The organism is Salinimicrobium flavum (assembly GCF_042684505.1).
Taxonomy (GTDB): Bacteria; Bacteroidota; Bacteroidia; order Flavobacteriales; family Flavobacteriaceae; genus Salinimicrobium; species Salinimicrobium flavum.
The window spans coordinates 127,999-153,194 of the sequence record NZ_JBHULT010000008.1 but is presented as its reverse complement, the minus strand read 5'-3'; the positions used below and the strand labels follow the sequence as shown (position 1 = coordinate 153,194).

The following is a 25,196-nucleotide window of genomic DNA, read 5'->3' as shown; positions in this document are numbered from 1 at the left end:
GAAAAAATGCAAAAGATCATATTTCTTTTACTCGGTACTCTGACTCTTTTTTCCTGTAAGAACGGCGCTGAACAGGAGGGTTCGAAATCTGTTAAAGCTGAAAAAGACCATAATTCAGAAATTGATTCTGTGGAGTTAAAAGAATTCAGCAGCAAAGAATGGAACTTTTCAGCAGCATATCCAGGGAGTGTTGAGGTCTATGAAGGAACTTTGCCCGGAGAAACTCCGGTGATCAATTTTTATGAAAAAAGCAGTCAGGAAAAGCCTCCGTTCGGGATTCATAATGAAACTTCAACTTCTTACATAGCCATACTTCCACAGGGATTTGGAGTTGATGCTCCCGGAGGGCCTCGCCAGTCCCTCAGGGAATGGCAGGGAAATCTTCCTCTTCCTTTTAGTCCTGATAGAGAAAGTTCTTTTGTATACCTTCTCAAAAATGGGGAGCCCTGGGCAGTAAGTTTATCATTTCATACTCCTCCTCCGGGCTGGAACGAGTATGGACAGATCTATGTGTTCTATAAGGTCAATGATTTTCGTGCAACCTGTTTTAGTGCGGCTACCGGGGAAGCTTTGGCTATGGAAAAATGTGATCCGCTTGAAGGTGATGCCATGCAGTTCTATGGGGAGGTTGACACTGAGAGCAGAAGCCGGTTACACCAGGTGTTGGAAAGTTTCAACTTCTTTGATCCTCAAAAGGAGCAAAGGAAATTGAATGATCTGATAAAGGTTGATCAACCGGCATCAGGTTCCAAAGTAACCACGCCTTTTAAACTTACAGGCGAAGCCCGGGGAATGTGGTATTTTGAAGGGGAATTTCCTTATGTACTGGTCAACGAAAATTATGATAAACTTGCAGAAGGATCTGTGCGTGCCACGGAGGAATGGATGACCGAAGATTTTGTGCCTTTTGAGGCAGAGATCTCCTTTGAACCGGGAAAGTCTCAAAACGGGTATTTGATCCTCAGGCGATCTAATGCTTCAGGAAGACCGGAACACGACAGGGTATATCGCGTTCCGGTGGTATTTTAATTGTGCTATAGGCGGGATTATTTTTCTTTTACCAGGTATCTCCAGCCAAATTTGTCTTCAGCCTTGTTATACTGGATCTCCATTAATTTGGTCTTGAAAAAGCTCGCATAAGAGTTTTCCTGTTCTGGGAGTTCGTATCTTTTTCCCTGGTAGCCAAATCCTTTAATAGGATTAATGGTCGCAGCTGTACCGGCTCCAAACATTTCCTTTAATTCACCTTTTTCCGCGGCTTCCACTATTTCCTTGACCGTAACCCGTCTTACTTCTACAGGCACCTTGAATTCTTCGGCCAGGGCAATTACACTTTTTCGTGTTATCCCGTCAAGGATTCTGTCACTAATTGGGGCTGTCAATAATTTATCACCTACCCTGAAAAATATGTTCATAGTGCCTGCTTCTTCAAGATATTCGTGTGTGCTGGCATCTGTCCAGACTATTTGCTGGAATCCTTCTTGTTTTGCAAGGTTGGTAGGATAGAACTGAGCACCGTAGTTTCCGGCAGCTTTCGCGAATCCTACTCCGCCGTTTGCTGCGCGGCTAAACTGCTCTGCAAATACCACTCTTACTTCCCCACTGTAATATGCTTTGGCGGGAGAGCAAATGATCATGAATTTATAATTCTTTGAAGGGGAGGCTGATACACCCGGCTCTGTTGCGATCACAAAGGGCCTGATGTACAGAGAGCTTCCAAACCCTTGTTTGATCCAGTCTCTGTCAAGGTTCAGCAAGGTTTCCAAACCCTCAAGGAATACCTCTTTTGGAAATTCGGGAATTGCAAGACGAACTGAGGATCTATTGAAACGATCGATATTTGCTTCCGGTCTGAAAAGCCAAACCTGGTCTTCATCATCCTTGAAAGCCTTCATTCCTTCAAAAATGGCCTGCCCGTAATGGAAGACTTTGGCAGAAGGTTCGAGTTGAATGGGCCCGTAAGGTTGAATGCGGGGTGTTTGCCACTCTCCGTCCTCATAGTCACACATCATCATATGGTCAGTGAACACATTCCCGAATACTAAATTTTCAAAGTCAACCGCGTCGATTTTTGAAGCGGGAGCTTCAACTACATCGATTGCGAGAGGTAAACCATTTTTCATGCTATAGATATTTTTGCAAATTTACCTAAATAAATGCGGTAAATAAAGATGCCCGTTGACTAATTTTATCTTAATTTAAATTTTTGAATCCTGTATATATATGATCATGAAAAAAACGCTTATTTTTTTACTTTTTATGCTGTTTTTAAATGCGGGTGACCTACTGCACGCCCAGGATCAAAAACTGCCAGCCGGGTATTCAGGTGTCGGGGAAAAGTTTGAACTGGAACATGTTTTTACAGCTGTTAACATGCAGGAAAAATATAATGATCTTAAACCCGGGGATACCTTGAATATATCCTTCAAGGCCGATGTAGCTTCGGTATGCAAAAATAAAGGATGTTGGATGAGAGTTGACCTACAAGATGGCAGGGAGGTCATGGTGAAGTTTAAGGATTATGCTTTTTTTGTACCTAAGGATATTGAGGAAAAGGAAGTGATCCTTAATGGTAAAGCCTTTGTAGAAGAAGTCTCGGTTGAGGAGCAGCGCCATTACGCCGAAGATGCCGGAAAAACCATCAAAGAGGTGGAAGCAATTGTAGAACCGGAAATTACCTTGTCCTTTCTTGCTGACGGGGTGCTTATAGAAGAATAGCTTTGAAAAGAGAGATCATAAAGACAGCCGATGGCTCGTCAACCATTTTTATTCCTGAATGGAATGAACATTACCATTCAAAACACGGGGCTTTGCAGGAAGCCCTTCATGTCTTTATAGATACCGGCCTGCAACATTATCTTAGGATACATAACCCTGAAAAAATGAACATTTTTGAAATAGGATTTGGGACCGGACTCAATGCGTTGATAAGCTACTATGCTGCGGAAAGAGCCGGAATAGAGATCAATTATACCGGGGTGGAAGCTTATCCCGTTTCTAATGAAGAATTAGCTGCCCTTGAATATGCACAATCCCTGTCGGAAGATAATGCCTCCGAAGTATTTTTAAAATTGCACGAAGGTAGTTGGGGACAAAGGCAGGAAATCTCCCCCTTTTTCACGCTTCAAAAGGAACAAATGTTCTTTTCAGATATACAGGCAGAGAATGCCTGTGACCTGATATTTTTTGATGCTTTTGGACCCCGGGTTCAACCCGATCTTTGGACAGAGGAGATCTTTACCAGGATGTACAGGGCTCTCCGGCACCGGGGCGTTTTGGTTACATATTCAGCAAAAGGGAGTGTGAGGAGGGCCATGCAAGCCGTAGGCTTCCTGGTGGAACGACTGCCGGGTCCTCCAGGGAAGCGGGAAATGCTGCGAGCCACCAAGCCTAATGATTAATAAGCTTTGTTAAAGGCCTTATAATTCTTTGCAGGGTTTGTTTAACAATCCATAAATTTAAAACAAAAATGAGGATTCTTATTACCGGAGCTACAGGCTTAATTGGGAAAAAGATCACACAAATCTGTCATGAAAAAGGAGTTGGGGTTAATTACCTGACAACCAGTAAAAAGAAGATCAAAGAAAAGGAGAATTACCGGGGATTTTTCTGGAATCCTTCTTCCGGAGAAATTGATGTTCGATGCCTGGAAGGAGTCGGGGCCATTATCAATCTTGCAGGCGCCAGTGTTTTCCAGCCCTGGACAAAAAAAGCCAAAGCAAACATCCTTAACAGCAGGGTAGATTCCCTAAACCTCTTGTTCCAAACCTTAAAAAACAATCCGCATGAAGTGGGGCAAATCATTTCTGCCAGCGCCATTGGTATCTATGAAAGTTCGTATCAAAAAATGCATTACGAAGATGAAAGTGCTGTAGATAATTCGTTTCTGGGAAAAGTAGTACAAAAATGGGAGGCGGCCGTAGATCCTTTTAAAGACCTGGGGCTGCGTGTGGCCAAGGTGAGAATAGGGTTGGTGTTGTCTAATGAGGGTGGCGCCCTACCGCAAATGCAGCGGCCTCTTGCTTATAATTTGGGAACATCGCTTGGCAGTGGACAACAGTGGCAATCCTGGATACATATAGAAGATCTCGCACGTATCTTTCTGCACATATTGGAGAACGGATTAACCGGGGTTTACAATGGGGTTGCGCCCAATCCTGCAACCAATGAAGATCTTACTGAACAGCTTGCGAAAACAATGGACAAGAAGCTCTGGCTTCCTAAAGTACCTTCCTTCATGCTAAAACTGGTAATGGGAGAAATGTCTTCGGCTGTTTTAAGCAGCCAATTGGTGAGCAGTAAAAAAATCGAGAATACCGGCTTTGATTTCAGGTACACGAACCTGGAGAAAGCCTTTGAAGATCTATGGCACAAAAAAACCGGCTGAACGCCGGTTTTTCCGCAGTTTACATATGTCTTACTGAATTATTTTGTAGCCTTCACCTTGATGGTTAGCTCCATATCATCACTGATGAAGTTATCCCCCAGGTTATCAAAAACAGATTTAGAACCATAGTTCACCTTCCAGTTTGTTCTGTTTATGGTGAAAGTTTCACTTTCAAGGGTTAACTCATCATCTTCAATATCTGTGTCTACAGGAAATTGAATATTTTTTGTCTCATCTTTTAGAGTAAGATTTCCCTGAAGCATTTTTTGGCCATTCTCTTCAGTTATGCCGGTGATCTCGAAGGTAGCAGTAGGAAATTTTTCAACATTGAAAAAATCTGTTTCTTTTCCTTCTACAGTTCCCTTCAAATGGTTTTCAAGACTTGCTCTGTCTTTGTCTGCCATCCCTTCGTCTGTAACCTTAATGCTGTTCATGTCAATTGTTACCTTTCCGCTGGTGACCTCATCAGTTGTAGCAGAAATGTCTCCAGACTGAATATTGATCGTACCCTTGTGTTCCCCGGTAGGTTTGGTTCCTCTCCACTCAATGGTAGAGGCAGTAGTATCTATTTTGTAGGTCACAGCTTCCTCAGTGGCTGCTGCTGCCTCCCTGGCTTCCCCGGTGGCAACTTCATTGGATTTATCATTTTTACAAGCTACAGATCCCAGGGTAACCCCGGCGATGACCATTAGATTTAAAATTCTTTTATTCATTTTAATTATTTGATTTTTGATTTAAAGGGTAAAATTAGATTTTTGACCCGCAAAGAATCTTAAATTATTACTAAATCTTTCTGGTGACATTTTGACATTTTGCAGTTATTGGCAGCACTTTTGTCTGATGAAAGACTGAAATAAACTTTATTGAAATGAGCGAAAAAGAACGTAACGAAGAAAATATATCAGAAGAAGAAAGTTTAAAAGATCAGGTAGAGGAAATACTTGATGAAGCTATCGGAGAAGCCGAAGGAAAAGGCTCTGAATCAGGTCAGGACGAAGACTATAAATCTGAAAAAGATAAGTTGAAAGCTGACCTTGAAAAGGAAAAGGATAAATTCCTGAGATTATTTGCCGAGTTTGAAAATTATAAACGCCGAACCAGCAAAGAGCGTATCGAGATGTTCAAGACGGCGGGACAGGATGTCATTACTTCTATGTTACCGGTACTTGATGATTTGGACCGCGCCTTGAATGAAATAACAAAAGCAAAGGATAAAGACCTTCTTAAAGGGGTGCAGCTTATTCATAATAAATTCAAAGAAACACTGCGTGCCAAAGGGCTGGAGCAAATGGAAGTAAAAGAGGGAGACTTTTTTGATGCCGATGTTCATGAAGCCATTACACAGATACCTGCACCTTCAGATAAATTAAAGGGCAGGATTGTTGACGTAGTAGAGAAAGGTTATAAACTGGGAGACCGTATTATTCGCTATCCAAAGGTAGTGACCGGTAAATAGTTTATAACAGGAAAAACAAGAACAGCACTTTATAATGAAACAGGATTATTACGAAATACTGGGTTTAAGTAAGAACGCGACTACTGCAGAGATCAAAAAGGCATATCGCAAGAAAGCTATTGAATTTCATCCCGATAAAAATCCGGGAGATTCCAGGGCAGAAGATATGTTCAAGAAAGCAGCCGAGGCATACGAGGTTCTCAGCAATGAAGACAAGCGCGCCAGGTATGACCGCTTTGGCCATCAGGCTTTTGAAGGCGGCGGCTTTGGCGGCGGCGGCATGAATATGGATGATATCTTCAGCCAGTTCGGGGATATCTTTGGCGGTGCCTTTGGCGGCGGCGGAGGTTTTGGCGGATTTGGCGGAGGCTTTGGCGGTGGTCAGCGAAGAGTGAAAGGCAGTAACCTGAGGATTCGGGTTTCCCTTACCCTTGAAGAGATCGCTAACGGGGTGGAGAAGAAGATAAAGGTCAAACGTAAGATCCAGGCTAAAGGAACCACTTACAAGACCTGTCCTACCTGTCACGGTAGTGGCCAGGTTACCCGGGTTACCAATACCATTTTAGGAAGAATGCAAACTGCTTCCCCTTGTACCTCTTGTGGCGGTAGCGGACAGATCATTGACAGCAAACCTGCTGAAGCAGATGCTCATGGATTAATAATGCATGAAGAGACTGTATCCATCAAGATCCCTGCGGGGGTGGTTGAAGGAATGCAGTTAAAGGTTTCCAGTAAAGGAAATGATGCTCCCGGTAACGGGGTGCCCGGCGACCTGTTGGTAGCCATTGAAGAAAAAGAACATCCTGTATTGCAGCGTGAGGGTGATAATTTACACTATGACCTGTACATTAGTTTCTCTGAAGCTACCCTGGGAACCTCAAGAGAGATAGATACCGTGACCGGGAAAGTGCGTATCAAGATAGATGAAGGAGTACAGTCAGGAAAGATCCTTCGCCTTCGCGGAAAAGGTATACCAAATATAAACGGGTACGGCAGGGGAGACTTGTTGGTACACGTAAATGTGTGGACGCCAAAGACCCTGAGCCGTGAGCAGCGTGATTTCTTTGAAAGAATGGCCACTGACGAACATTTTCAACCGCGACCAGAAAAATCAGATAAATCCTTCTTTGAAAAAGTTAAAGATATGTTTACATAATTTGTGAATGTTAATTTTTTTTGCATATATTTGAGCATCACTACACACAATTAGTGATAATTTTTCTTTTTCATAGCAATTTTTTTCCCACCCTTGAGCGATTAAGGGTGGGTTTTGTTTTTTTGAAGGTGGGTATACGGGCTGCCATTTCAGCTGCTGCAGTATCTTAAAATCTTCCTAATCTTAAAATTTCATTTTCAGCATTTCAATATATTTACATCAAACCACATCTATGGAGAACCTCCTGGTAGCAGAAAATATTTCAAAGACATTTGGAGAATTTACTGCACTACACAATGTTTCCCTTTCTATTCCCAGGGGTAGCATTTTTGGCCTCTTAGGCCCAAACGGTGCCGGAAAAACAACCTTTATTCGAATTATCAACCAGATCATCCTGCCAAGTAACGGACAAATGTACCTGGATGGGCATCCTTTGCACCCTTCAGATATAAAACATATTGGATACCTTCCTGAAGAAAGGGGACTTTACAAATCGATGAAAGTAGGGGAGCAGGCCCTTTATCTGGCCCAGTTAAAAGGCCTGTCAAAGGCAGAGGCCAAAAAGAGACTGCATTACTGGTTTGAAAGACTGGGAATAGAAGATTGGTGGGACAAAAAGATCCAGGAGCTTTCAAAAGGAATGGCTCAAAAAGTACAATTTGTGGTTACTGTTCTCCACCGTCCCAAACTACTTATATTTGATGAGCCCTTTAGTGGGTTCGACCCCGTGAATGCAAACCTTATCAAGGATGAGATCCTTCAGTTAAGAGAAGAAGGTGCTACTATTGTGTTTTCCACCCATAGGATGGAGAGTGTCGAAGAACTTTGTGATCATATGGCCCTTATCCATAAAGGGAACAAGTTACTGGATGGGAAAGTAGACGAGATAAAAAGACAATATAAATCCAATACCTATGAAGTGGGTATTATAACGCAAAACCCCGGGATGCTTAGAAAGGATCTGAATGAGCGATTCAAAATAAGTGATGCGCAGTTCAAGAGCATTGACGACGACCTGAAGTTGAGAATCCAGATTGGCGAAGACGCCTCTCCCAATGACCTGTTGATCTACCTCACTTCACAGGCACAAATCAACCATTTTGTAGAGGTTATCCCTTCAGTAAATGATATATTCATTCAAACCGTCACCACTAATGCGTAACCTCAGGCTTATCATAAAAAGGGAATATCTCGCAAGAGTAAAGAATAAGACTTTTATTGTTATGACTTTTTTGAGCCCGCTTTTCCTGGTGGGTATGATCCTTTTAATTGCTTACCTGGCAAGCCTTAATAAGGACGAACAGCGTCTTGTGGCAGTAAATGATGAAAGTGGATTGTTCATTTCAGAGCTTATAACTTCGGAAGAAGTAAGGTATATTGATCTTTCTTCATTGCCTCTGGAAGATGCCAAGACCCTTGTGAAGGAAAAGAATTATTACGGCCTTCTGCATATTCCGGAAATCGAGGAAAATATTGTTCCCGGTGTAGACTTCTTCGCCAAAGAGGCTCCTGCCTTCGGATTCCTGACCCAGATCGAAAAGATCATAGGGAACAAGCTTACCAACAGGCAACTTCAGGCGAGGGGTATAGATGTCAAGCTTATTGAAGAATCTGAGGCGAAGATTAATATACAGATCCAGAATTTTTCCGGAGAAAGAACCTCCAAAATGTCTAATTACGTAAAGATGTTCTTTGGAGGAGCTGCCGGATACCTGTTGATGATGTTTATCATCATTTACGGAAACATGGTGATGCGCAGCGTGATCGAAGAAAAGACCAACCGCATCATCGAGATTATCATTTCTTCTGTCAAGCCAATCCATTTAATGCTGGGCAAAATTTTGGGAACTTCTTTTGCAGGAATTACTCAATTCTTTATTTGGGTGATCCTGGGCGGGGTAATGCTCACTATCATGTCGTCAATGGCGGGAGTAGATGTGAGCGCCATAAATAGTCCGCAGCAACAGGCAATGGAGCAGCTTTCAGAGAATGACCTGCAGCAACTGGTAATAGACATTGCGCGGTTGCCTATGCTTACCCTTCTTATTAGTTTTCTGGTTTATTTTATTGGCGGGTATTTTCTTTACAGTTCTATTTATGCAGCTATTGGCGCGGCGGTAGATAACGAGACTGATACTCAACAGTTCATGTTTCCCTTGATCCTGCCGCTTATGCTGGGTATCTATGTTGGGTTCTTCTCTGTCATAGAGAATCCGCATGGTGTGGTATCTACGGTCTTTTCCATGATCCCGTTGACTTCCCCTATTGTTATGCTCATGAGGATTCCTTTTGGGGTGCCCTGGTGGGAATTGATCGTGTCTGTATTGATACTGTTCCTTACCATTGCCGGCACGGTTTGGGTTGCGGCCAAGATCTACAGGGTGGGCATACTTATGTACGGCAAAAAACCGAGTTATAAGGAATTATATAAATGGCTTAAATATTAGAAATGCAACAGAGCGGAGTTGAACAGGTAAAGGAAGTGATCGAGGAAGACATCTGGGGAAGCATTCTCAGTTTTCTGGATTTCACGCTCATACCAATGGAATTTGGGAGGATCACGGTGGGTGTGGTGCTCCTGGTCATTTTGGCGTTCCTGCTTACCAACATCATAATGAGGTGGATAAGGATCTTCTTTACCCGAAAGCTTGGAGAGGCCGACAAACTAAAGTTCATAAGCGTATTTAAATTTTTCAGGTATCTGGTTTATGTCATCGTGGTGATCATTACGCTTAGTTCTGTAGGAATTGATATTACCATTTTACTTACTGCATCTGCAGCTCTTTTCGTAGGATTAGGGTTTGCCCTGCAGGAACTTTTTCAGGACATTATTGGCGGACTTTTCATTATCGTGGACAAGTCGTTGCTGGTGGGGGATGTGGTTGAGATGGATGGCAAAGTAGGCCGGGTCATCGACATCAAACTAAGAACTACCAGGCTTCTTACCCGGGATGATAAGGTGATGATCATACCCAACCATAAATTTACCAGTGATATTATTCTGAATTTCACCCAGAACCACCGTACTACACGGGAACTGGTACGGGTAGGGGTAGCATATGGGAGTGATACCACCCTGGTGAAGAACCTGATGCTTGATAGTGTAAAAGAACAGGCGGGTATTGCAGACAAGCCCACTCCCTTTGTGCTTTTTGAGGATTTCGGGGATTCTGCCCTGGTTTTTTCTGTGAACTTTTTTGTTACTGACAGTTTTGTTGATCCCAAGATCAAGAGTCAGGTGCGATATAAGATAGACCAGAAATTCAGAGAAAATAACATAACCATTCCATTCCCACAAAGAGATATACATGTTTTCAGGAGGGACGGGAATTTAAAAGAAGAAAATGATGAATAGCTTTTTCAAAAGATTCTTTTTGTTATTATTGATCACAACATCGGGAATTGCTGGGAAGGCACAATCTACAGATCTCGCCCGAATTGAATATACTTATTTCCCGCAGACAAATTCAGACAATTCCTTCCGGCGATTTCGTACGCACGTGAATTTCCCCATAAAGATGGGTGAAAATGAAAGTTACCTGGTACCGGGAATAGAGTATGAGAATATTAATTTCAAGTTTAAAGATTATACCCCGTTTGACAAAAAGGGGGAACTTGACAGGTTCCAGTCTTTCAGTTTAAACCTGGGGTATACTTTCAAAATGAAAAATGACTGGCGCTTTGCCGCAAAGGCGGGTACCATGTTTGCTTCCAATTTTGAGACCGGAAAACCTATTAAGGATGATCTCATTTACACCGGGGCCTTCTTCTTTATAAAAGACAGGACAGGAGAAGACCAGGCCCCTACCCCCTGGAGACTTATTGCAGGATTACATTACTCCACTACTTCGGGTTTCCCGTTCCCCTTACCGGTGATCAATTATTACCGGGAATTTCATCCTGACTGGTCTTATTCCCTGGGAATCCCTAAAACCAATGTAAAATATTCCTTTAATCAAAAAAATCACTTGCAGGCATTTGCTACCCTTGACGGATTCTTTGCCAATATTCAGGATAACAGAAGGTTAAGGAGCACGGGTGAAATAGCCGAAAATATTTCGATGACCATCGTCCTGGCAGGGATGGGATATGAATATAACTTTACGAAACATTTAGTATATTACCTGTATGCCGGACATACCTTAATGAACGATATTCGCTTGCGTGATGGTAGTAAAGACGAGGTTTTTCCGGTAAATAATTCAAATACTTTTTATGCCCGAAGCGGGTTGAAATTTAAAATATAAAAGCATGCCGAAAATATTATTAATTGAGGACGAAGCTGCGATAAGAAGGGTTTTGACCAAGATCCTTACAGAAGAGAATGGAACCTACGAAGTGGAGGAAGCTGCAGACGGTCTTGAGGGGATAGAAAAAATAAGGGAAAACGAATATGACCTGGTCCTTTGTGATATCAAAATGCCTAAAATGGATGGGGTAGAGGTGTTGGATGCGGTTAAAAAGCTCAAGCCTGAGATCCCTATGGTAATGATCTCGGGACACGGTGACCTCGACACAGCGGTACAAACCATGAGAATGGGAGCTTTTGATTACATCTCTAAACCCCCTGACCTTAACCGGCTCCTTAATATTGTGCGAAATGCCCTTGACCGCAAGGAGCTGATGGTAGAAAATACCCGCCTCAAGAAAAAAGTGAGTAAGAACTTTGAGATGATAGGGGAATCTGAACCTATCCAAAGAATAAAGGATATCATTGAAAAAGTGGCACCTACAGATGCACGGGTTCTTATTACCGGTCCTAACGGTACGGGAAAAGAACTTGTTGCACACTGGCTGCATCAAAAGAGCGAACGTTCTGCAGGGCCTATGATCGAGGTGAACTGTGCAGCGATCCCTTCAGAACTTATCGAGAGTGAATTATTTGGCCATGTCAAAGGTGCTTTCACCTCGGCTAATAAAGACAGGGCCGGGAAGTTTGAGGCCGCCAACGGTGGTACGATCTTCCTTGATGAGGTGGGGGATATGAGTCTTTCTGCCCAGGCAAAGGTTTTGAGGGCCTTGCAGGAGAGCAAGATCTCCAGGGTAGGAAGTGATAAGGATATCAAGGTTGATGTACGGGTGATCGCGGCTACTAATAAGGATTTGAAAAGAGAGATCGAGGAGAAGAAATTCAGGGAAGACCTTTATCACAGGCTGGCGGTCATACTTATAAAAGTACCACCGTTAAATGAACGCCGGGATGATATTCCACTCCTGATAAGTTATTTCGCCGAAAAGATAAGTGAGGAACAGGGTATGAACAAAAAGACCTTTTCTGAAGACGCTCTTAAGCTGTTGAAGGAATACAACTGGACCGGAAACATACGGGAGCTCAGAAATGTGGTGGAGCGTCTTATTATCCTTGGCGGCAGTGAGGTAAGTAAGGAAGATGTGCAGCTTTTTGCGAGCAAATAAACTATTTCTCCTTTGGAGGGGGGGAGTATTTCAAAAAATACATCTTACCCCCGCTGGGGTGATCCCATTCATTGAATTGCTTAAAGCCGTAACGTTGATAGGCGATGCTAATGCGTCTTATCCTGGTCTCAGCATAGATGGGCAATTGTAATTCCTGAGCCCTGGCATAGAACTGGTTCTTCATGTTATAGGCCGTTTTGCTATCATCACTGCCACGGGCGTCAGAGAGAATACCCCAAAACCAGCAGTAGAGATAATCCCCTTCTTTGGGTCTCTGACTCTTGACGTAAGACTGGGTCTTCATGGCTTTGAGCCCTTTTTTGATCCCGGTCACATTAAGCGCCAGTTTGATGTCCTGGATGGTATCTTTCCAGAAGTTTTTATCGTTGCTATTGGTCCGGAATAGGATAGCGATCCCTTTACCGTCATCAGAAACAATGAGCGCATCCTTTTCAATGGCCTTTTCCACCATATATTTCGCCAGGTAATCGAAACGTTTTTCCCGTTTATGATCATCCTTTACGATCTCCATGGATGTTGGAATCTCCTGTAGCAGGGTGGAAACGTTCTTTATAATTTGCTGTTTGTTCACAAGGCCCGATTTTTGCCGAAAGATAAAAAAATAGCCTCAATAGAGTGGCTACCTCCAAAGGAAAAAAGGTAGTGCCTCATAGAAAAGGTTAAAAACATTTAATATTACCTGAAAATCAGGACCTGTTTATTTTGGTTTTCTATTTTTGTTAACCTCATTTTATTCTGAAGAATATGAAAAAGTATCTGTCATTAATTTTTCTTGTCGCATTTAGTTATAACGCTGTCGCTCAAATGTCTTTTGAAGAACAGGACTCTCTTAATCTTAGGAAGTTATATGATATGTCACTCCTAAACGGAAAAAGTTATGCCTGGCTGGACCACCTCTCCAACAAAATCGGGGGAAGGCTTTCCGGATCTGTGAATGCAGCTCAGGCGGTGGAATACACAAAGACAGAACTGGAAAAACTTGATCTGGACAGCGTATGGCTACAGCCTGTTATGGTGCCCAAATGGACACGCGGGGCAAAAGAATATGCTTATATACAATCTGCAGATAGTCCCACTACGACAGTGAATATTACCGCTCTGGGAGGTTCTGTAGCAACTCCAGAAACCGGTTTAAGAGCTAAAGTAATCGAAGTGCAGGGGCTTGAAGATCTTGCCCATTACGGCAGGGAGCAGATAGAAGGAAAGATCATTTTTTATAACCGCCCTATGCGTGCAGATCTCATTCATACCTTTGAAGCTTATGGCGGATGTGTTGACCAGCGGTATGCCGGGGCACAGGAAGCTGCAAAATTTGGTGCTGCGGGAGTGATCGTTAGATCACTTAGTCACAAGATAGATGAGTATCCCCACACCGGCTCTATGAGCTATGGCGATCTCCCAGACGAGAAGCGAATTCCGGCTGCGGCCATCAGCACGAAAGATGCTGAATATCTCAGCAGTATGCTTAGACTGAACCCCGATCTTGATTTTTACTATAAAATGAGCTGTCGCAATTATGAGGATGTAGAATCCCATAACGTGATAGGTGAGATCAAAGGCAGCCAGTTTCCTGATGAGATCATTGTGGTTGGAGGACATCTGGATTCCTGGGATATTGGTGACGGAGCTCATGATGATGGTGCCGGCGTAGTACAGTCAATGGAAGTACTCCGTTTGTTCAAGGAGAGCGGGATCAGGCCAAAAAGGACCATTAGGGTAGTATTGTTCATGAATGAAGAGAACGGCCTGCGCGGTGGGAACAAATATGCCGAGGTCGCAAAAAAGAATCGTGAAAACCACATTTTTGCCCTGGAGAGTGATGCCGGAGGTTTTACCCCACGCGGTTTCTCGTTTGACGCATCTCCTTCCCAATTCAAAAAGATCCAGTCCTGGCAATCGCTTTTCAAACCTTATCTTATCCATTACTTTGAATTAGGAGGCAGTGGGGCAGATATTGGTCCGCTTAAAGGAGGGAACACCGTACTGGCCGGATTAAGACCAGACTCCCAACGGTATTTTGACTATCACCATGCCGCAACAGATACCTTTGATGCGATTAACAAGAGGGAACTGGAACTGGGAGCAGCAACTATGGCTTCTCTCGTGTACCTGGTAGACACGTACGGCTTTGAACAGGTGCCGGAGAAAGAGATCCTTAAGTAGAAAGAATAGCAGGAATAGTACCTGCAGGCTGGGAAACTTATTATCTTTGCACCCTCAAAACTTCAGAGGGTGCCTGTTACAGCCTATACGAGAGAATTTAGTAAGAACCTTAATATCGCCTACCCGGTAATGCTGGGACAGTTGGGCCATGTTATGGTGGGCCTGGCAGATAATATTATGGTAGGCCGGCTGGGAGCTGCCCCCCTGGCGGCGGTTTCTCTTGGAAATAGTCTTGTCTTTATCGCTCTTTCCCTGGGAATTGGTTTTTCATTTGCCATCACTCCTCTTATTGCTGAAGCTGACGGTGCCGGGGATATTGAGACCGGAAAAAGCTATTTTCACCACGGCATCATAATGTGTGGCATCAATGGGGTATTCCTGTTCCTGCTGCTGCTCCTGGCCAAACCCATACTTTATCATCTGGACCAGCCGCCCGAAGTAGTTGATCTTGCGATTCCCTATCTCGAGATCGTCGCTTTTTCCATGATCCCGTTGATGCTGTTCCAGGCCTATAAACAATTTGCTGACGGACTTTCCCAGACAAAATATGCCATGTACGCCACCTTAATTGCCAATGTAGTGAACGTGGTCTTCAACTATTTACTTATTTACGGGGTTTGGATCTTCCCCCGGTTGGAAGTGGAAGGAGCCGCTACCGGCACCCTCATTTCGAGGTTCTTCATGCTCTGGTTTATTTGGGAGATCCTGCGCCGAAAAAAGAAATTCAGGGAGTACTTTACCTGGTCAAGAAAAGAGCTGCTCAAAATGCACATTTTTAAAAGGCTGTTTTCTCTGGGCTTCCCTACTGCCTTACAAATGCTGTTTGAGGTGGCGATCTTTACGGCTACGGTTTTCCTTGCGGGAACCCTGGGCACCAATCCGCAGGCTGCAAACCAGATCGCACTTAACCTCGCCTCAATGACCTTTATGGTAGCGGTGGGACTAGGGGTGACGGCGACCATAAGGGTAGGAAATCAAAAAGGTAAAGCTAATTTCAGGGACCTGAGAAGGATCGCTTATTCTACTTTCCTGTTGGTGTTCTTGATTGAAGCGGTATTCGCGGTAGGTTTTATCCTGTTGAAAGACTGGTTACCTACTTTGTATATAGACAACACGGCCGTTATTTTGCTGGCTGCGCAACTATTGATTGTAGCAGCTCTTTTCCAGCTAAGTGATGGTTTACAGGTGGTGATCCTTGGAGCCTTACGTGGGCTTCAGGATGTAAAGGTGCCCACAATAATATGTTTTATTGCATATTGGATCATTGGTTTTCCGGTGTCTTTTTTCCTGGGTAAAAAAGATGCCCTGGGGAGCATGGGGATATGGTACGGGTTGCTCGCCGGCCTGTCTGCTTCCGCATTAATGTTGTATATTCGGTTCAATTATTTGAGCAAAAAACTGCTGGTAGAATCTGAAGCCCGGCAACAGGTTAACGCTTAAAAACTAAATAAATATTTCTCTTATTATGGATTTTCCAAAATTTCTACTGGGTGATAATACAGATTATCCCGCGGCTATTTTTATCATTCACACCGAATTTCCACGCTTTATCCTGAACCTGGAAAATGATGAAGTGGAGTGGCTGGAGGATTTTGATTCTTCAGATGAAAAAGAACTGGCCTCAGAAACCGAAGGTCTAATCAAACAGGCCACCGAATTTTACGATAGGGAAATATCCCGTTACGAAGATTAATTCTTTATGGAGCAGTTGGTAGAAATAGATCAGGAACTTTTTCTGTTTTTGAACAACCTTGGTAGTACTCCCTGGGATAATTTCTGGAACTTCGTCACAGATAAACTTACCTCCATCCCATTCTATGCTTTGCTACTGTACCTTATTTATCGCAGTTTTGGGATTAAAAAGACAATGGTAACCCTGGTTTTTGTTGCCCTTCTCATCACCTTCACAGACCAGCTTGCGAATATCTTTAAACACGGTTTTGAACGGCCCCGACCATGCAGGCAGGAAGGTGTGATGGAGTATGCCCGTTATATTGCCGTTCGTTGTGGGCGCTACGGATATTTCTCTGCCCATGCCGCCAGTTCTGCCGCACTCACCGTTTTCCTCGGATTCATCCTAAGGCCTTACTGGCGCGGGATCTTTTTAGTTCTGGTCTTTTGGGCAATTCTGGTCTCCTATAGCCGTATTTATGTGGGAGTGCATTATCCCGGGGATATCATTACGGGATGGTTCTTTGGGATACTTCTGGGACTTCTTTTCTATAAGCTGTGGAAATACATTCTGAAAAGGTATTTTTCTATTCCTTCTCCTGAAGAAGGAAAAACCTCCTGATCAACCTGTCCTTGTACCCTGAAGCCTCAGGATTCACATAGTTAAGGTCATACCTTTCTTCGGAAAGAATGTCATAATCTGCCTGTAATTCCTTCAGAAGTAAGGTATCCTTTTCAAGCAACAGGAGTCCGTATTTTTTTTCCTGCGGAAGTTGATCGTAATTTTCGGGTATATTTTCCAGGGGTTTACCGTATTCCCATATAATTTCAGGACTTCCGGCATTATATTCATAGACCTTAAAGTTCCCGGCATCGGCTTTTTTCCGAAGTTCAGAGAAATTTCTGAAATCAGGGTTTTCCAAAAAGGCATTGGAAAGCGGAAATCCGAAGACCATAATTCCGCAGATAAAGGCTACCGTAAGATAGAACACTTTTGGATATTCCTGATTTTTTAAAAAATAGAGAATACCTACTCCAATTGAGAACAGCACGACAGAAGTCGCAATGAACCAGAACCAATACCCGTCAGGTTTCAGCACAAAGTATCCTGCTACCGGGAAGGCGATCCCTATCAGAGCGATAAGTCCGTGGTTAAAATATACGATCCATTTCTCATTTTTGGGGAGTTGTTTAAACCTCCTGAAAAGATATTCAATGTAAAAGGCAGTGTTAAGCGCCATAGGAATGAGGACGGGTAAAAGGTACCTCGACTTCTTTTCGGGAATGACAGACAGTAACAGCACGGCTGCCATGGTCCACCAAAAAGAGAACCGGTAAGCCTTTGGATTGATCACCCTGTTTTTGAGATAGGGGTAAAGAAGGGCCACAAAAGCCGGAATGGTCCAAATACCGCTCTGGGTGAAAAAGCTCCAGTAATAGTAGAAAGGTCGAACATTATAACCGGCCCAGTTGCTGGTTTCCCGGGTGGTGATCTCCATAAAGGCAATGGGATCTTTAAGGCGCACATAAAGGAACCACCAGCCGCTCAATATAACTGCCACTATCAGAAACAGGAGAAAGGCCTTGCCTTTTCTTTTAAAACCTTTGAACTTATAGACCGCCCCATAAGCGATAATAAAGGGGAGCAGTAAGGCAAACAGCGACACCGGCCCTTTGCTCATAAAGGAGAACCCAAAGAACAGGGCGGCAAAAAGGGCATTTTTCACCTCCCCTTCATTTGTTCTGAAAAACTTCCACAAAAAATAAATCGAGCCCATCATAAACCCGTGGGTAAAAATATCCCATTGCCCGTTACGGCCGGCAAAAATGATATAGAAGGAAGAGGAAAGAACCAGGGAGGCGATAAAAGCCAATTTTTCAGGCACCTCCAGTTTGGTGATGAAACGGTAGAAAAAATACAGCAACATGAGAGTGATCAAAGCGGCCGGAAGGCGCAGCCCAAACAGACTGTCAAAGCCAAAGATCATCGCGCTTATCGCTGTAAGCCATGTGGGCAACGGTGGTTTCTCATATCGGGGTTCGGCGTTAAGGGTTGTGAGTAACCAGTTGCCATCATTTACCATTTCCCGGGCAGTCACGAAATTACGGGCTTCCATGATGTTCACGTAGATCACGTCAAGATTGGCAAGGAAGATCATAGCTCCCACGGCCATCAGGATCCACAGGTACTTTTTAGAAACTTCAGGCATATTCTTTTCGGCTTAAGATAATATTACGGGTGTAAATAATACTGCCTATAAGGTGCCCAGCCAATAACACGGGGTCCTTCCGCAGCACGGCATAGATAAGAATAAGGCTGGCGCCGGTAAGGCTAAGAATCCAAAACCCCAACGGGAGTATGGATTCTCTGATCTTTTCTGAATATATCCACTGGTAAAGGAACCTGAAGGTGAAAACCACCTGTGCCCCAGAACCCAGTACCAGCAACCAAAGCGGAATGTCTTCATTAAAGAAGAGCTTCTGGATATCGTAGGAGTTGTTATTGTAAGAATATATGGCCAGGATCACCGGGAAGATCCACAGAAAGATCCTGAACCATTTGGGTAGTTTGTTCCATTCTCCCTGCAATTGCAGGTTGCGAATGTAAATAAAGTAGGTGAGGCCCTGTCCTAACATGATAGCAAAATCACTTCTTAGATAGCCGTAAACGAACAGCAGAAAAGAAGCGAGCAGTGAAAGTTTCCAGAAAGTGGAGGGAGTGAGGACCTTTTTTTCTTTTTCTGAAGAGATCCATTGAATAAGCAATCTGGCAGAGAAAAGGATCTGTGCAGTAAAACCTATGGTGTATACCAGCCAGCTATTCATTTTTTCGAACCACCTTGTAGTTTATATAGTTCCTCTTCATCCACAAATAGGCAAAACAGTCAATAAAAGGGCCTACCAGCCGGTTCATCAAGTGGAATTTTGCCTTTCCCGCAATGCGCGGATAATGTCTTACAGGTACCTGTTTGATCTTCCCGTTTTGCAGCAGGATCATTGCGGGCAAGAAGCGATGCAAACCTTTGAACATAGGGATACGTTTTGCATAGTCAGTCTTGATCACCTTAAGCGGGCACCCTGTGTCATCCATACCGTCATGGGTGAAACTGCGACGAATGTTGTTGGCTATGAGTGAAGAAAGGTTTTTCTTAAAAGAATCCTTCCGGTCTGTTCGAACTCCGGTGACCAAATCATACTCTCCTATTTGTTCCAGGAGCAAATCAAAATCTTCGGGGTCTGTTTGCAGGTCTGAATCTATATAACCCGTTAAAGGAGTGGTGCTATGATCAAAACCTGCCTTAATGGCTGCACTAAGTCCGCGGTTCTCTTCAAAAGAAATGAATTTAAAATCTTTGTTGCGGGTGCAGATTTGCTCCACCAGCTCAAGGCTGTTATCTGTTGAGCCGTCGTTCACAAAGAGAACGCAGGTGTTTATGGGTGCTTTGGCAAGATATTTACTTAGTTCCTGCTCCACGCGCAGCAGGTTTTCCTCTTCATTGTACAGGGGAACGATGATCGTAAACTGGTATTCCATGAAAAATTATGTGGGTACAAATGTATCAATAATAATTATGGATTTTTAAGGAGGGGGTTAAAAGCCCGATATTCTGGAAAGATTGTTAATTTTGCTTTCCAATACCGAAACTTTCTTCGGAATTAAATAACATACATGAAAGTACTGGTCACCGGGGCCGCCGGGTTCATAGGTTCGCATGCTGCGGAACGTTTGCAACTGGAAGGATACGAAGTAACAGGAATAGATAATTTTTCAGACTATTACGATGTCTCCCTTAAGGAGCTTAATGCAAAGGCGCTTGCCAAGGCAGGAATAGAAGTAAAAAAAATAGACCTACGGTCCCCCGAAGAATTTAAGGCCCTGCCCGAAGATTTTGAATTTATCGTTCATTTTGCGGCACAGCCGGGTATTTCCTCCGCTAGTACTTTCGAACTGTATTTGACCAATAATGTAATAGCTACACAAAACCTGCTTAATTTTGCTCACCGAAACAGGAAACTCAGGCATTTTATCAATATTTCCACCTCCTCTGTTTATGGCCTGGAAGCTACTTTTCCTGAAACGGTGCCGCCAAGACCTGCCTCCTGGTACGGAGTGACCAAACTGGCGGGGGAACAGCTGGTACTGGCCGAAAGCAGGTCAGGTAAAATAAAGGCTTCCTCCCTGAGGCTTTTCTCTGTGTACGGGCCACGTGAGCGACCTGAAAAATTGTACACCAGGCTTATCGCCTGCGGAATAAAAGGAGAAGCTTTTCCCGTATTTGAGGGCAGTGAAAAACATTTGAGAAGCTTTACTTATGTAGGGGATATTGTGGAAGGAATCTTACAGGCGGTTAAAAAACATGAGCTGTTAGACGGGGAGATCATTAACCTTGGGGCAGAAGAGGAATATAAGACAGGTGAGGGCATACATTTGGTGGAAGAGCTGCTGGGTAAAAAGATAGCCCTTGAGGCAGTTCCCAAAAGGGCGGGAGATCAGCACCGTACTCTCGCGAACATTCAAAAAGCGAAAAAATTACTGGGGTACCGTCCTGCCACTTCTCTAAAGGAAGGCCTGCAGCATCAGATCAACTGGTACAAGGAGAATTTTTTATAATTTCCGGTATTTTTCAAGTAAGTAAGCCGCGGCCTTAAAAGGGGTAGTCTCATTCTTTTCCAGGGCAAGTAACTCTTTTTTAAGGCTCTTTTTGATCACGGGATGGTGGTAAAAACGGCTTTTTAAGTGGTCATTTATGGTCTGGAGAAGCCAGTATTTGTTCTGTTCATGCCTCTTGTGGTCAAAACCACCATTCTTTTTAGTAAGAGTTTGAAATTCATTTATCAGGTCCCAAACCTCGGTGATCCCTTCCTTTTTAAGTGAACTGGCCAGCAGCACCTTAGGTTCCCAACCGCTGTCCTTTGGCGGGTAAAGGTGCAGTGCCCTGCGAAATTCTGCACGGGCCTTTTCAGCAGGCTTCCGGTTTTCTCCATCAGCTTTATTGATCACAATAGCATCGGCCATTTCAATGATCCCGCGTTTGATACCCTGCAGTTCATCACCGGCACCGGCAAGTTTAAGCAACAGAAAGAAGTCGGTCATACTGTGCACGGTCGTCTCGCTCTGTCCCACGCCCACTGTTTCTATAAGTAAGGTGTCAAAACCTGCTGCCTCACACAAAATGATACTTTCCCTGGTAGTCCTTGCAACCCCGCCCAAAGAATCGCCGGAGGGGGAAGGACGAATGAAAGCATTTTTATGGTTTACCAGGGTTTCCATCCGGGTCTTGTCTCCCAAAATGCTTCCTTTGGAAACCGTACTGGAAGGATCTACAGCCAGGACAGCTACTTTCTTTCCGTTGTCTGCCAGGTAGATTCCGAAAGCTTCAATAAAAGTACTTTTTCCAACCCCGGGAACTCCGGTGATACCTATCCTTATCGATTTGTTGGCATGAGGCAAACAAAGTTCAATTAGCCGGGAAGCTTTTTCTTCAAATACAGGGTTGGTATTCTCAATCAGGGTTATTCCTTTGCTGAGAGCCGATTTGTTCCCGCTTAGGATCTCACGGTACAGCTCTTCAACATTGATCTCCTTCTTCCTGGCCTCTTTTATCCTTTTGGCAACTTCGGCGTTTACCCCCGAAGAAGGCGCGGTACCTTCAGATTCATGTAAAGCCGATTTTTTATCCAAACTGATTTTATGTTTATAAGTGAATATCTTATTCGTATATTGAAGTACTAAATTAATAAAATAAAGATCACCATGAAGACATTGTATACGGTAACAGCCACCACCACCGGTGGTCACGATAGGAATGTGCGAACAGATGACGGAGTCCTGGACCTTGAACTGAATAAAGGAGAGGAAAAAACAATCGCTGAACAGCTATTTGCAGCGGGATATTCTGCCAGTTTCTTCAATGCCCTTCAAGAGGTCGCAAAGGAACATAAAGTAGCTATGGAAGATGCCAGTGTCACCGCGTCTGTTGATCTGGGAGAGACCGAAGAGGGCGACCGGGAAATGTCTGTGAACCTTGATGTTTATATTCCCGGGGTAGATATTGAAACCGGGGAAGAAATGATCAATGAAGCCCATGAAATATGTACCTATTCCTGGGCCACACGTGATAACATTGACATCACCCTAAATTTGATGTTGGACGAAGACGAATAGTTGTTGATTTTATAATTGTTGAACATGAAGAAGCACTTTAGGGTGCTTCTTTTTTTTTGATCTGGTTCTATTCTTCGGGCAGAGGTCTGACTTTAAGGCTTCTCTGGGGGTTCAATAGAAGCTTTTCCTGTAAAATATTTACTTTTAGCTCTACAGACAGAATATTTTTCAGGGTTTTGCAACATTAGTATAAACCTGTCGTCTTTAAAGTGAACAGCAACCAAACAAAGTCATTTTGATACAACATCAGTTAATTGAGGCTTGCAAGCAGAACAACCGCCGGGCACAACTTAAACTGTACAACAAGTACTGTGAGGGGATGTACTATGTGGCAAAACGCTTCATGAAAGATTCTGCAGAAGCTGAAGATGCCTTGCAGGAGTCCTTTATAAAGGCTTTTGAAAAATTGCATCAGTTTACCGGGGAAGTGACCTTCGGGGCCTGGTTGAAGAGGATCGTGATCAACAAGTGCCTGGATAAACTGAAAGCCAAAAAAATGGAACTCGTCGCGATCAACGAACAAATCCTGGAAAGCGTTGAAGAGGAAGATAACTGGAGTGTTGATGACGGTGTGGGAATAGGGGAAGTGAAACAGAAAATAGAAGACCTTCCTGAAAAGTATAAATATCCCCTTATGCTGTATCTGCTGGAAGGTTATGATCACGAAGAGATATCTGAAATATTGAATATAACACAAATTGCATCACGGACGCTGGTGCACAGGGGAAAGAAAAAATTACAGGAAGAATTAAAAGACCTACGACATGGCACAGGATATTAGAAAAATGCTTCAGGAGGATAAGCCTCTGGTTTCCGACAAATTGGAAAAAGGGCATCAGCAGAGATTTGAGGCCAGGCTTGAAAAAGCCTTTCCGCAGAAGAAAAATAAATCAGGGAATAGGTTCATGTTCCTCAAGATCGCGGCTGTACTGGTCGTGTTACTGGGAATTGGATACTTCTTTTTGGCTCCTGATGAGTTTATAAACGGACAGCAGGTAGTAGAAAATCCGGTGACAGAAGAGAAGGAGGAAGTAATTCCCGTTTCAAAAGAATACCAGTTGAGCGACGTCTCGCCCGAGTTCAGGAAGATCGAGAATTACTATATGGCAAGTTTGAATATTGAACTGGCCAAACTCGAAGTGAACGATGAGAACAAAGCCCTGGTCGATTCCTTTATGGAACAACTGGCCGAACTTGATAAAGAATACAGCAGGTTAAATGCAGAGATCAATGAGACCGGGCTTAATGAAAGCAGTGTCGGGGCTTTGATCGCAAATTTGCAGCTCAGGCTGGAATTGCTGTATAAGTTAAAGGAGAAACTCAAAGAAATCAATCAATCAAAAAATAAAGACTATGAAAATTTTCAGGCTTAATTATATGATCATATGCCTGCTGTGTTGTACAGGGCTTATGGCGCAAACCAAAAAACTGGACAAGTCGTACAAGACCAATTCCGGGGTAACTGTGAACATCGACTCAAAGTACACCAATGTCATTATTGACTACTGGGATAAGAATGAGGTGCAGATCGAGGCGCTCCTTGAAATGAAAGGCGCTGAGAAAAAGGATATTGAAAAGAACCTGGACGCATGGAAACTCGAGACCAGGGGAAATGCTTCTGAAGTATATATAAATTCAGCAGGCGGTGGAACCTGGGACGGAAATATCGATATGACCGCCCTGGAAGGGCCAATGGCCAGTCTAACCGAAATTATCTCTCCGCTACAGGAGATGATAGGGCCCTTGCTTGAAGGAATTTCAGGAAACCCGCTTCCGCAGGAATTCTACGATAATATGGCAGAGATGAAATTCGATTACGAAGCCTACCGGAAAGATGGAGATAAATACCTTGAAAAGTGGGAGAAGAAGATGGAAAAAGGCTTCGGGAAAGATTTTGAAAGATCCATGGAGGAATGGGCAGAGCGATTTGAAAAAGATTCGGCTATGTGGAAACGAAACGCCAAAGAGACCGCCGAACTCGAAAAGAGAATGGAAGCCTGGGGAGAAGAGTTTGGAAAAAGTATGGAAGCCTGGGGAGAGAATTTCGGGAAGGAAATGGAAAAATGGGGAGAACAGGTAGGAAAAGAAATGGAATCCCGATATGGTGACAAAAAAGTGGTGGTACTGAAAGACAGTGATGCTGCTAAAAAAACCATAAGGATCAGGATGCCCCGAAACGGACAGGTGAAAATGAACATTCGCCATGGGGATGTGAAACTTAACGGGGAAACAAAGAACCTCAGAGGGAATATTTCCCACAGTAAGTTCTCGGCCAATACCATCTCGGGAGAAAAGACCGACCTTAAGGTGTCTTATACCCCGGTAAAGGTGAAGCAGTGGAATTACGGGATGTTGAATGCATCTTACGTGCAGGATCTTAATATTGATAAGGCGGTAAGCATAAAACTTACCTCCAATTCAAGCGAGGTGACCGTGAAGGAGCTGGAAAACAACGGTATCTTTAAAGGGACTTTCGGGGAGCTGGTGATAGATAAGCTGGGAACCGGGTTCAACAGTCTTGACATCATCCTCGAGAACAGCGACCTTAAACTTGACCTGCCAGATGTTGCCTATAATTTCACCTACACGGGGACTAAAAGTAAGCTGACTTACCCGGAAGGTTTAAAGGTAAAATCCAGTAAATCCTATAACACTGAGAAATTGCAGGGGTTCAGTAAAAATAAGAATGCAAATGCTTCGGTTTCTATAAGTGCGAGTTTTAGTGATGTATTGCTGAAGTAAATTTCATGGATTACTTTTG

The 25,196-nt window shown here is 43.6% G+C and carries 27 protein-coding genes; 20 read left to right on the top strand and 7 right to left on the bottom strand.

All coding sequences use genetic code 11. The annotated features are described in order from the left end of the window. Positions 1-6: 6 nt before the first annotated feature. Entirely contained in the window at positions 7-1,029 is a 1,023-nt protein-coding gene (locus ACFSTG_RS08865) for a Gmad2 immunoglobulin-like domain-containing protein (protein WP_380751292.1), read from the top strand. Between the two features lie 17 nt (positions 1,030-1,046). Here the strand turns inward: ACFSTG_RS08865 and ACFSTG_RS08860 are convergent, their stop codons facing one another. Continuing rightward, positions 1,047-2,123 carry a branched-chain amino acid aminotransferase gene (locus tag ACFSTG_RS08860; protein ID WP_380751289.1) on the bottom strand — a complete coding sequence of 359 codons (1,077 nt, stop codon included), beginning with the start codon at positions 2,121-2,123 and terminating at the stop codon, positions 1,047-1,049. Between the two features lie 106 nt (positions 2,124-2,229). Here ACFSTG_RS08860 and ACFSTG_RS08855 point away from each other — a divergent pair, with 106 nt between their 5' ends. From ACFSTG_RS08855 to ACFSTG_RS08845, 3 genes are all read left to right on the top strand, one after another. Beyond that, positions 2,230-2,718: a DUF4920 domain-containing protein gene (locus ACFSTG_RS08855; protein WP_380751286.1), complete on the top strand. Its 489-nt coding sequence runs from the start codon at positions 2,230-2,232 to the stop codon at positions 2,716-2,718. A gap of 2 nt (positions 2,719-2,720) precedes the next feature. Then, positions 2,721-3,401: a tRNA (5-methylaminomethyl-2-thiouridine)(34)-methyltransferase MnmD gene (mnmD, locus tag ACFSTG_RS08850; protein WP_380751283.1), complete on the top strand. Its 681-nt coding sequence runs from the start codon at positions 2,721-2,723 to the stop codon at positions 3,399-3,401. 68 nt (positions 3,402-3,469) lie between these two features. Continuing rightward, positions 3,470-4,387, top strand: coding sequence for a TIGR01777 family oxidoreductase (locus ACFSTG_RS08845; RefSeq protein WP_380751280.1), 918 nt, complete (start codon positions 3,470-3,472; stop codon positions 4,385-4,387). A 38-nt stretch (positions 4,388-4,425) separates the two neighbouring features. On the opposite strand, the gene ACFSTG_RS08840 is transcribed toward ACFSTG_RS08845, so the two are convergent. Then, the gene (locus tag ACFSTG_RS08840) at positions 4,426-5,100 is read right to left on the bottom strand and encodes a YceI family protein (protein ID WP_380751277.1); all 675 of its coding nucleotides are present in this window, start codon (positions 5,098-5,100) and stop codon (positions 4,426-4,428) included. Positions 5,101-5,255: 155 nt separating this feature from the next. On the opposite strand from ACFSTG_RS08840, the gene ACFSTG_RS08835 reads away from it, so the two are divergent. From ACFSTG_RS08835 to ACFSTG_RS08805, 7 genes are all read left to right on the top strand, one after another. Next, entirely contained in the window at positions 5,256-5,843 is a 588-nt protein-coding gene (locus ACFSTG_RS08835; RefSeq protein ID WP_380751274.1) for a nucleotide exchange factor GrpE, read from the top strand. A 34-nt stretch (positions 5,844-5,877) separates the two neighbouring features. Continuing rightward, positions 5,878-6,999, top strand: a complete 1,122-nt coding sequence (gene dnaJ, locus ACFSTG_RS08830; RefSeq protein WP_380751271.1) for a molecular chaperone DnaJ — start codon at positions 5,878-5,880, stop codon at positions 6,997-6,999. Between the two features lie 232 nt (positions 7,000-7,231). After that, on the top strand, positions 7,232-8,161 hold the full coding sequence (locus ACFSTG_RS08825; RefSeq protein WP_380751268.1) for an ABC transporter ATP-binding protein: 930 nt from the start codon (positions 7,232-7,234) through the stop codon (positions 8,159-8,161). Beyond that, positions 8,154-9,446, top strand: coding sequence for an ABC transporter permease (locus tag ACFSTG_RS08820; protein ID WP_380751264.1), 1,293 nt, complete (start codon positions 8,154-8,156; stop codon positions 9,444-9,446). Before ACFSTG_RS08825 ends, ACFSTG_RS08820 begins: the two co-directional genes overlap by 8 nt. A gap of 2 nt (positions 9,447-9,448) precedes the next feature. After that, positions 9,449-10,354 carry a mechanosensitive ion channel family protein gene (locus tag ACFSTG_RS08815; RefSeq protein WP_380751261.1) on the top strand — a complete coding sequence of 302 codons (906 nt, stop codon included), beginning with the start codon at positions 9,449-9,451 and terminating at the stop codon, positions 10,352-10,354. Further along, the gene (locus ACFSTG_RS08810) at positions 10,344-11,246 is read left to right on the top strand and encodes a DUF6268 family outer membrane beta-barrel protein (RefSeq protein ID WP_380751258.1); all 903 of its coding nucleotides are present in this window, start codon (positions 10,344-10,346) and stop codon (positions 11,244-11,246) included. The genes ACFSTG_RS08815 and ACFSTG_RS08810 overlap by 11 nt, the downstream gene beginning before the upstream one ends. Before the next feature lie 4 nt (positions 11,247-11,250). After that, positions 11,251-12,414, top strand: a complete 1,164-nt coding sequence (locus ACFSTG_RS08805) for a sigma-54-dependent transcriptional regulator (RefSeq protein WP_380751255.1) — start codon at positions 11,251-11,253, stop codon at positions 12,412-12,414. Between the two features lies 1 nt (position 12,415). Here ACFSTG_RS08805 and ACFSTG_RS08800 read toward each other — a convergent pair whose 3' ends face one another. After that, positions 12,416-13,006, bottom strand: a complete 591-nt coding sequence (locus ACFSTG_RS08800; RefSeq protein WP_380751252.1) for a hypothetical protein — start codon at positions 13,004-13,006, stop codon at positions 12,416-12,418. 173 nt (positions 13,007-13,179) lie between these two features. On the opposite strand from ACFSTG_RS08800, the gene ACFSTG_RS08795 reads away from it, so the two are divergent. From ACFSTG_RS08795 to ACFSTG_RS08780, 4 genes are all read left to right on the top strand, one after another. Then, positions 13,180-14,598 carry a M20/M25/M40 family metallo-hydrolase gene (locus ACFSTG_RS08795; RefSeq protein ID WP_380751249.1) on the top strand — a complete coding sequence of 473 codons (1,419 nt, stop codon included), beginning with the start codon at positions 13,180-13,182 and terminating at the stop codon, positions 14,596-14,598. A gap of 69 nt (positions 14,599-14,667) precedes the next feature. Next, on the top strand, positions 14,668-16,038 hold the full coding sequence (locus tag ACFSTG_RS08790; protein ID WP_380751246.1) for an MATE family efflux transporter: 1,371 nt from the start codon (positions 14,668-14,670) through the stop codon (positions 16,036-16,038). 25 nt (positions 16,039-16,063) lie between these two features. Further along, complete coding sequence (locus tag ACFSTG_RS08785; protein ID WP_380751243.1) at positions 16,064-16,291, top strand: hypothetical protein; 228 nt, start codon at positions 16,064-16,066, stop codon at positions 16,289-16,291. 6 nt (positions 16,292-16,297) lie between these two features. Beyond that, the gene (locus ACFSTG_RS08780; protein WP_380751240.1) at positions 16,298-16,891 is read left to right on the top strand and encodes a phosphatase PAP2 family protein; all 594 of its coding nucleotides are present in this window, start codon (positions 16,298-16,300) and stop codon (positions 16,889-16,891) included. On the opposite strand, the gene ACFSTG_RS08775 is transcribed toward ACFSTG_RS08780, so the two are convergent. The 3 genes from ACFSTG_RS08775 to ACFSTG_RS08765 are packed head-to-tail and all read right to left on the bottom strand — an operon-like array spanning position 16,857 to position 19,804. Then, on the bottom strand, positions 16,857-18,479 hold the full coding sequence (locus tag ACFSTG_RS08775; protein WP_380751237.1) for an ArnT family glycosyltransferase: 1,623 nt from the start codon (positions 18,477-18,479) through the stop codon (positions 16,857-16,859). The two genes, ACFSTG_RS08780 and ACFSTG_RS08775, sit on opposite strands and share 35 nt — an antisense overlap. Next, the gene (locus tag ACFSTG_RS08770; RefSeq protein WP_380751234.1) at positions 18,472-19,095 is read right to left on the bottom strand and encodes a lipid-A-disaccharide synthase N-terminal domain-containing protein; all 624 of its coding nucleotides are present in this window, start codon (positions 19,093-19,095) and stop codon (positions 18,472-18,474) included. Before ACFSTG_RS08770 ends, ACFSTG_RS08775 begins: the two co-directional genes overlap by 8 nt. After that, the gene (locus ACFSTG_RS08765) at positions 19,088-19,804 is read right to left on the bottom strand and encodes a glycosyltransferase family 2 protein (protein ID WP_380751231.1); all 717 of its coding nucleotides are present in this window, start codon (positions 19,802-19,804) and stop codon (positions 19,088-19,090) included. Before ACFSTG_RS08765 ends, ACFSTG_RS08770 begins: the two co-directional genes overlap by 8 nt. A gap of 135 nt (positions 19,805-19,939) precedes the next feature. Here ACFSTG_RS08765 and ACFSTG_RS08760 point away from each other — a divergent pair, with 135 nt between their 5' ends. After that, positions 19,940-20,881: an NAD-dependent epimerase/dehydratase family protein gene (locus ACFSTG_RS08760; RefSeq protein ID WP_380751228.1), complete on the top strand. Its 942-nt coding sequence runs from the start codon at positions 19,940-19,942 to the stop codon at positions 20,879-20,881. Here ACFSTG_RS08760 and meaB read toward each other — a convergent pair. Next, positions 20,876-21,958: a methylmalonyl Co-A mutase-associated GTPase MeaB gene (gene meaB, locus ACFSTG_RS08755; RefSeq protein WP_380751824.1), complete on the bottom strand. Its 1,083-nt coding sequence runs from the start codon at positions 21,956-21,958 to the stop codon at positions 20,876-20,878. The two genes, ACFSTG_RS08760 and meaB, sit on opposite strands and share 6 nt — an antisense overlap. A gap of 66 nt (positions 21,959-22,024) precedes the next feature. Between meaB and ACFSTG_RS08750 the strand changes: the two genes are divergently transcribed. From ACFSTG_RS08750 to ACFSTG_RS08735, 4 genes are all read left to right on the top strand, one after another. Further along, entirely contained in the window at positions 22,025-22,435 is a 411-nt protein-coding gene (locus ACFSTG_RS08750; RefSeq protein WP_380751225.1) for an Ohr family peroxiredoxin, read from the top strand. A gap of 235 nt (positions 22,436-22,670) precedes the next feature. After that, positions 22,671-23,216: an RNA polymerase sigma factor gene (locus ACFSTG_RS08745; RefSeq protein WP_380751222.1), complete on the top strand. Its 546-nt coding sequence runs from the start codon at positions 22,671-22,673 to the stop codon at positions 23,214-23,216. After that, positions 23,200-23,808 (top strand): hypothetical protein, encoded by a 609-nt coding sequence (locus tag ACFSTG_RS08740; protein WP_380751219.1) that lies wholly within the window; start codon positions 23,200-23,202, stop codon positions 23,806-23,808. Before ACFSTG_RS08745 ends, ACFSTG_RS08740 begins: the two co-directional genes overlap by 17 nt. Beyond that, positions 23,789-25,177 (top strand): hypothetical protein, encoded by a 1,389-nt coding sequence (locus tag ACFSTG_RS08735; protein WP_380751216.1) that lies wholly within the window; start codon positions 23,789-23,791, stop codon positions 25,175-25,177. The genes ACFSTG_RS08740 and ACFSTG_RS08735 overlap by 20 nt, the downstream gene beginning before the upstream one ends. The last annotated feature ends 19 nt before the right edge of the window (positions 25,178-25,196 follow it).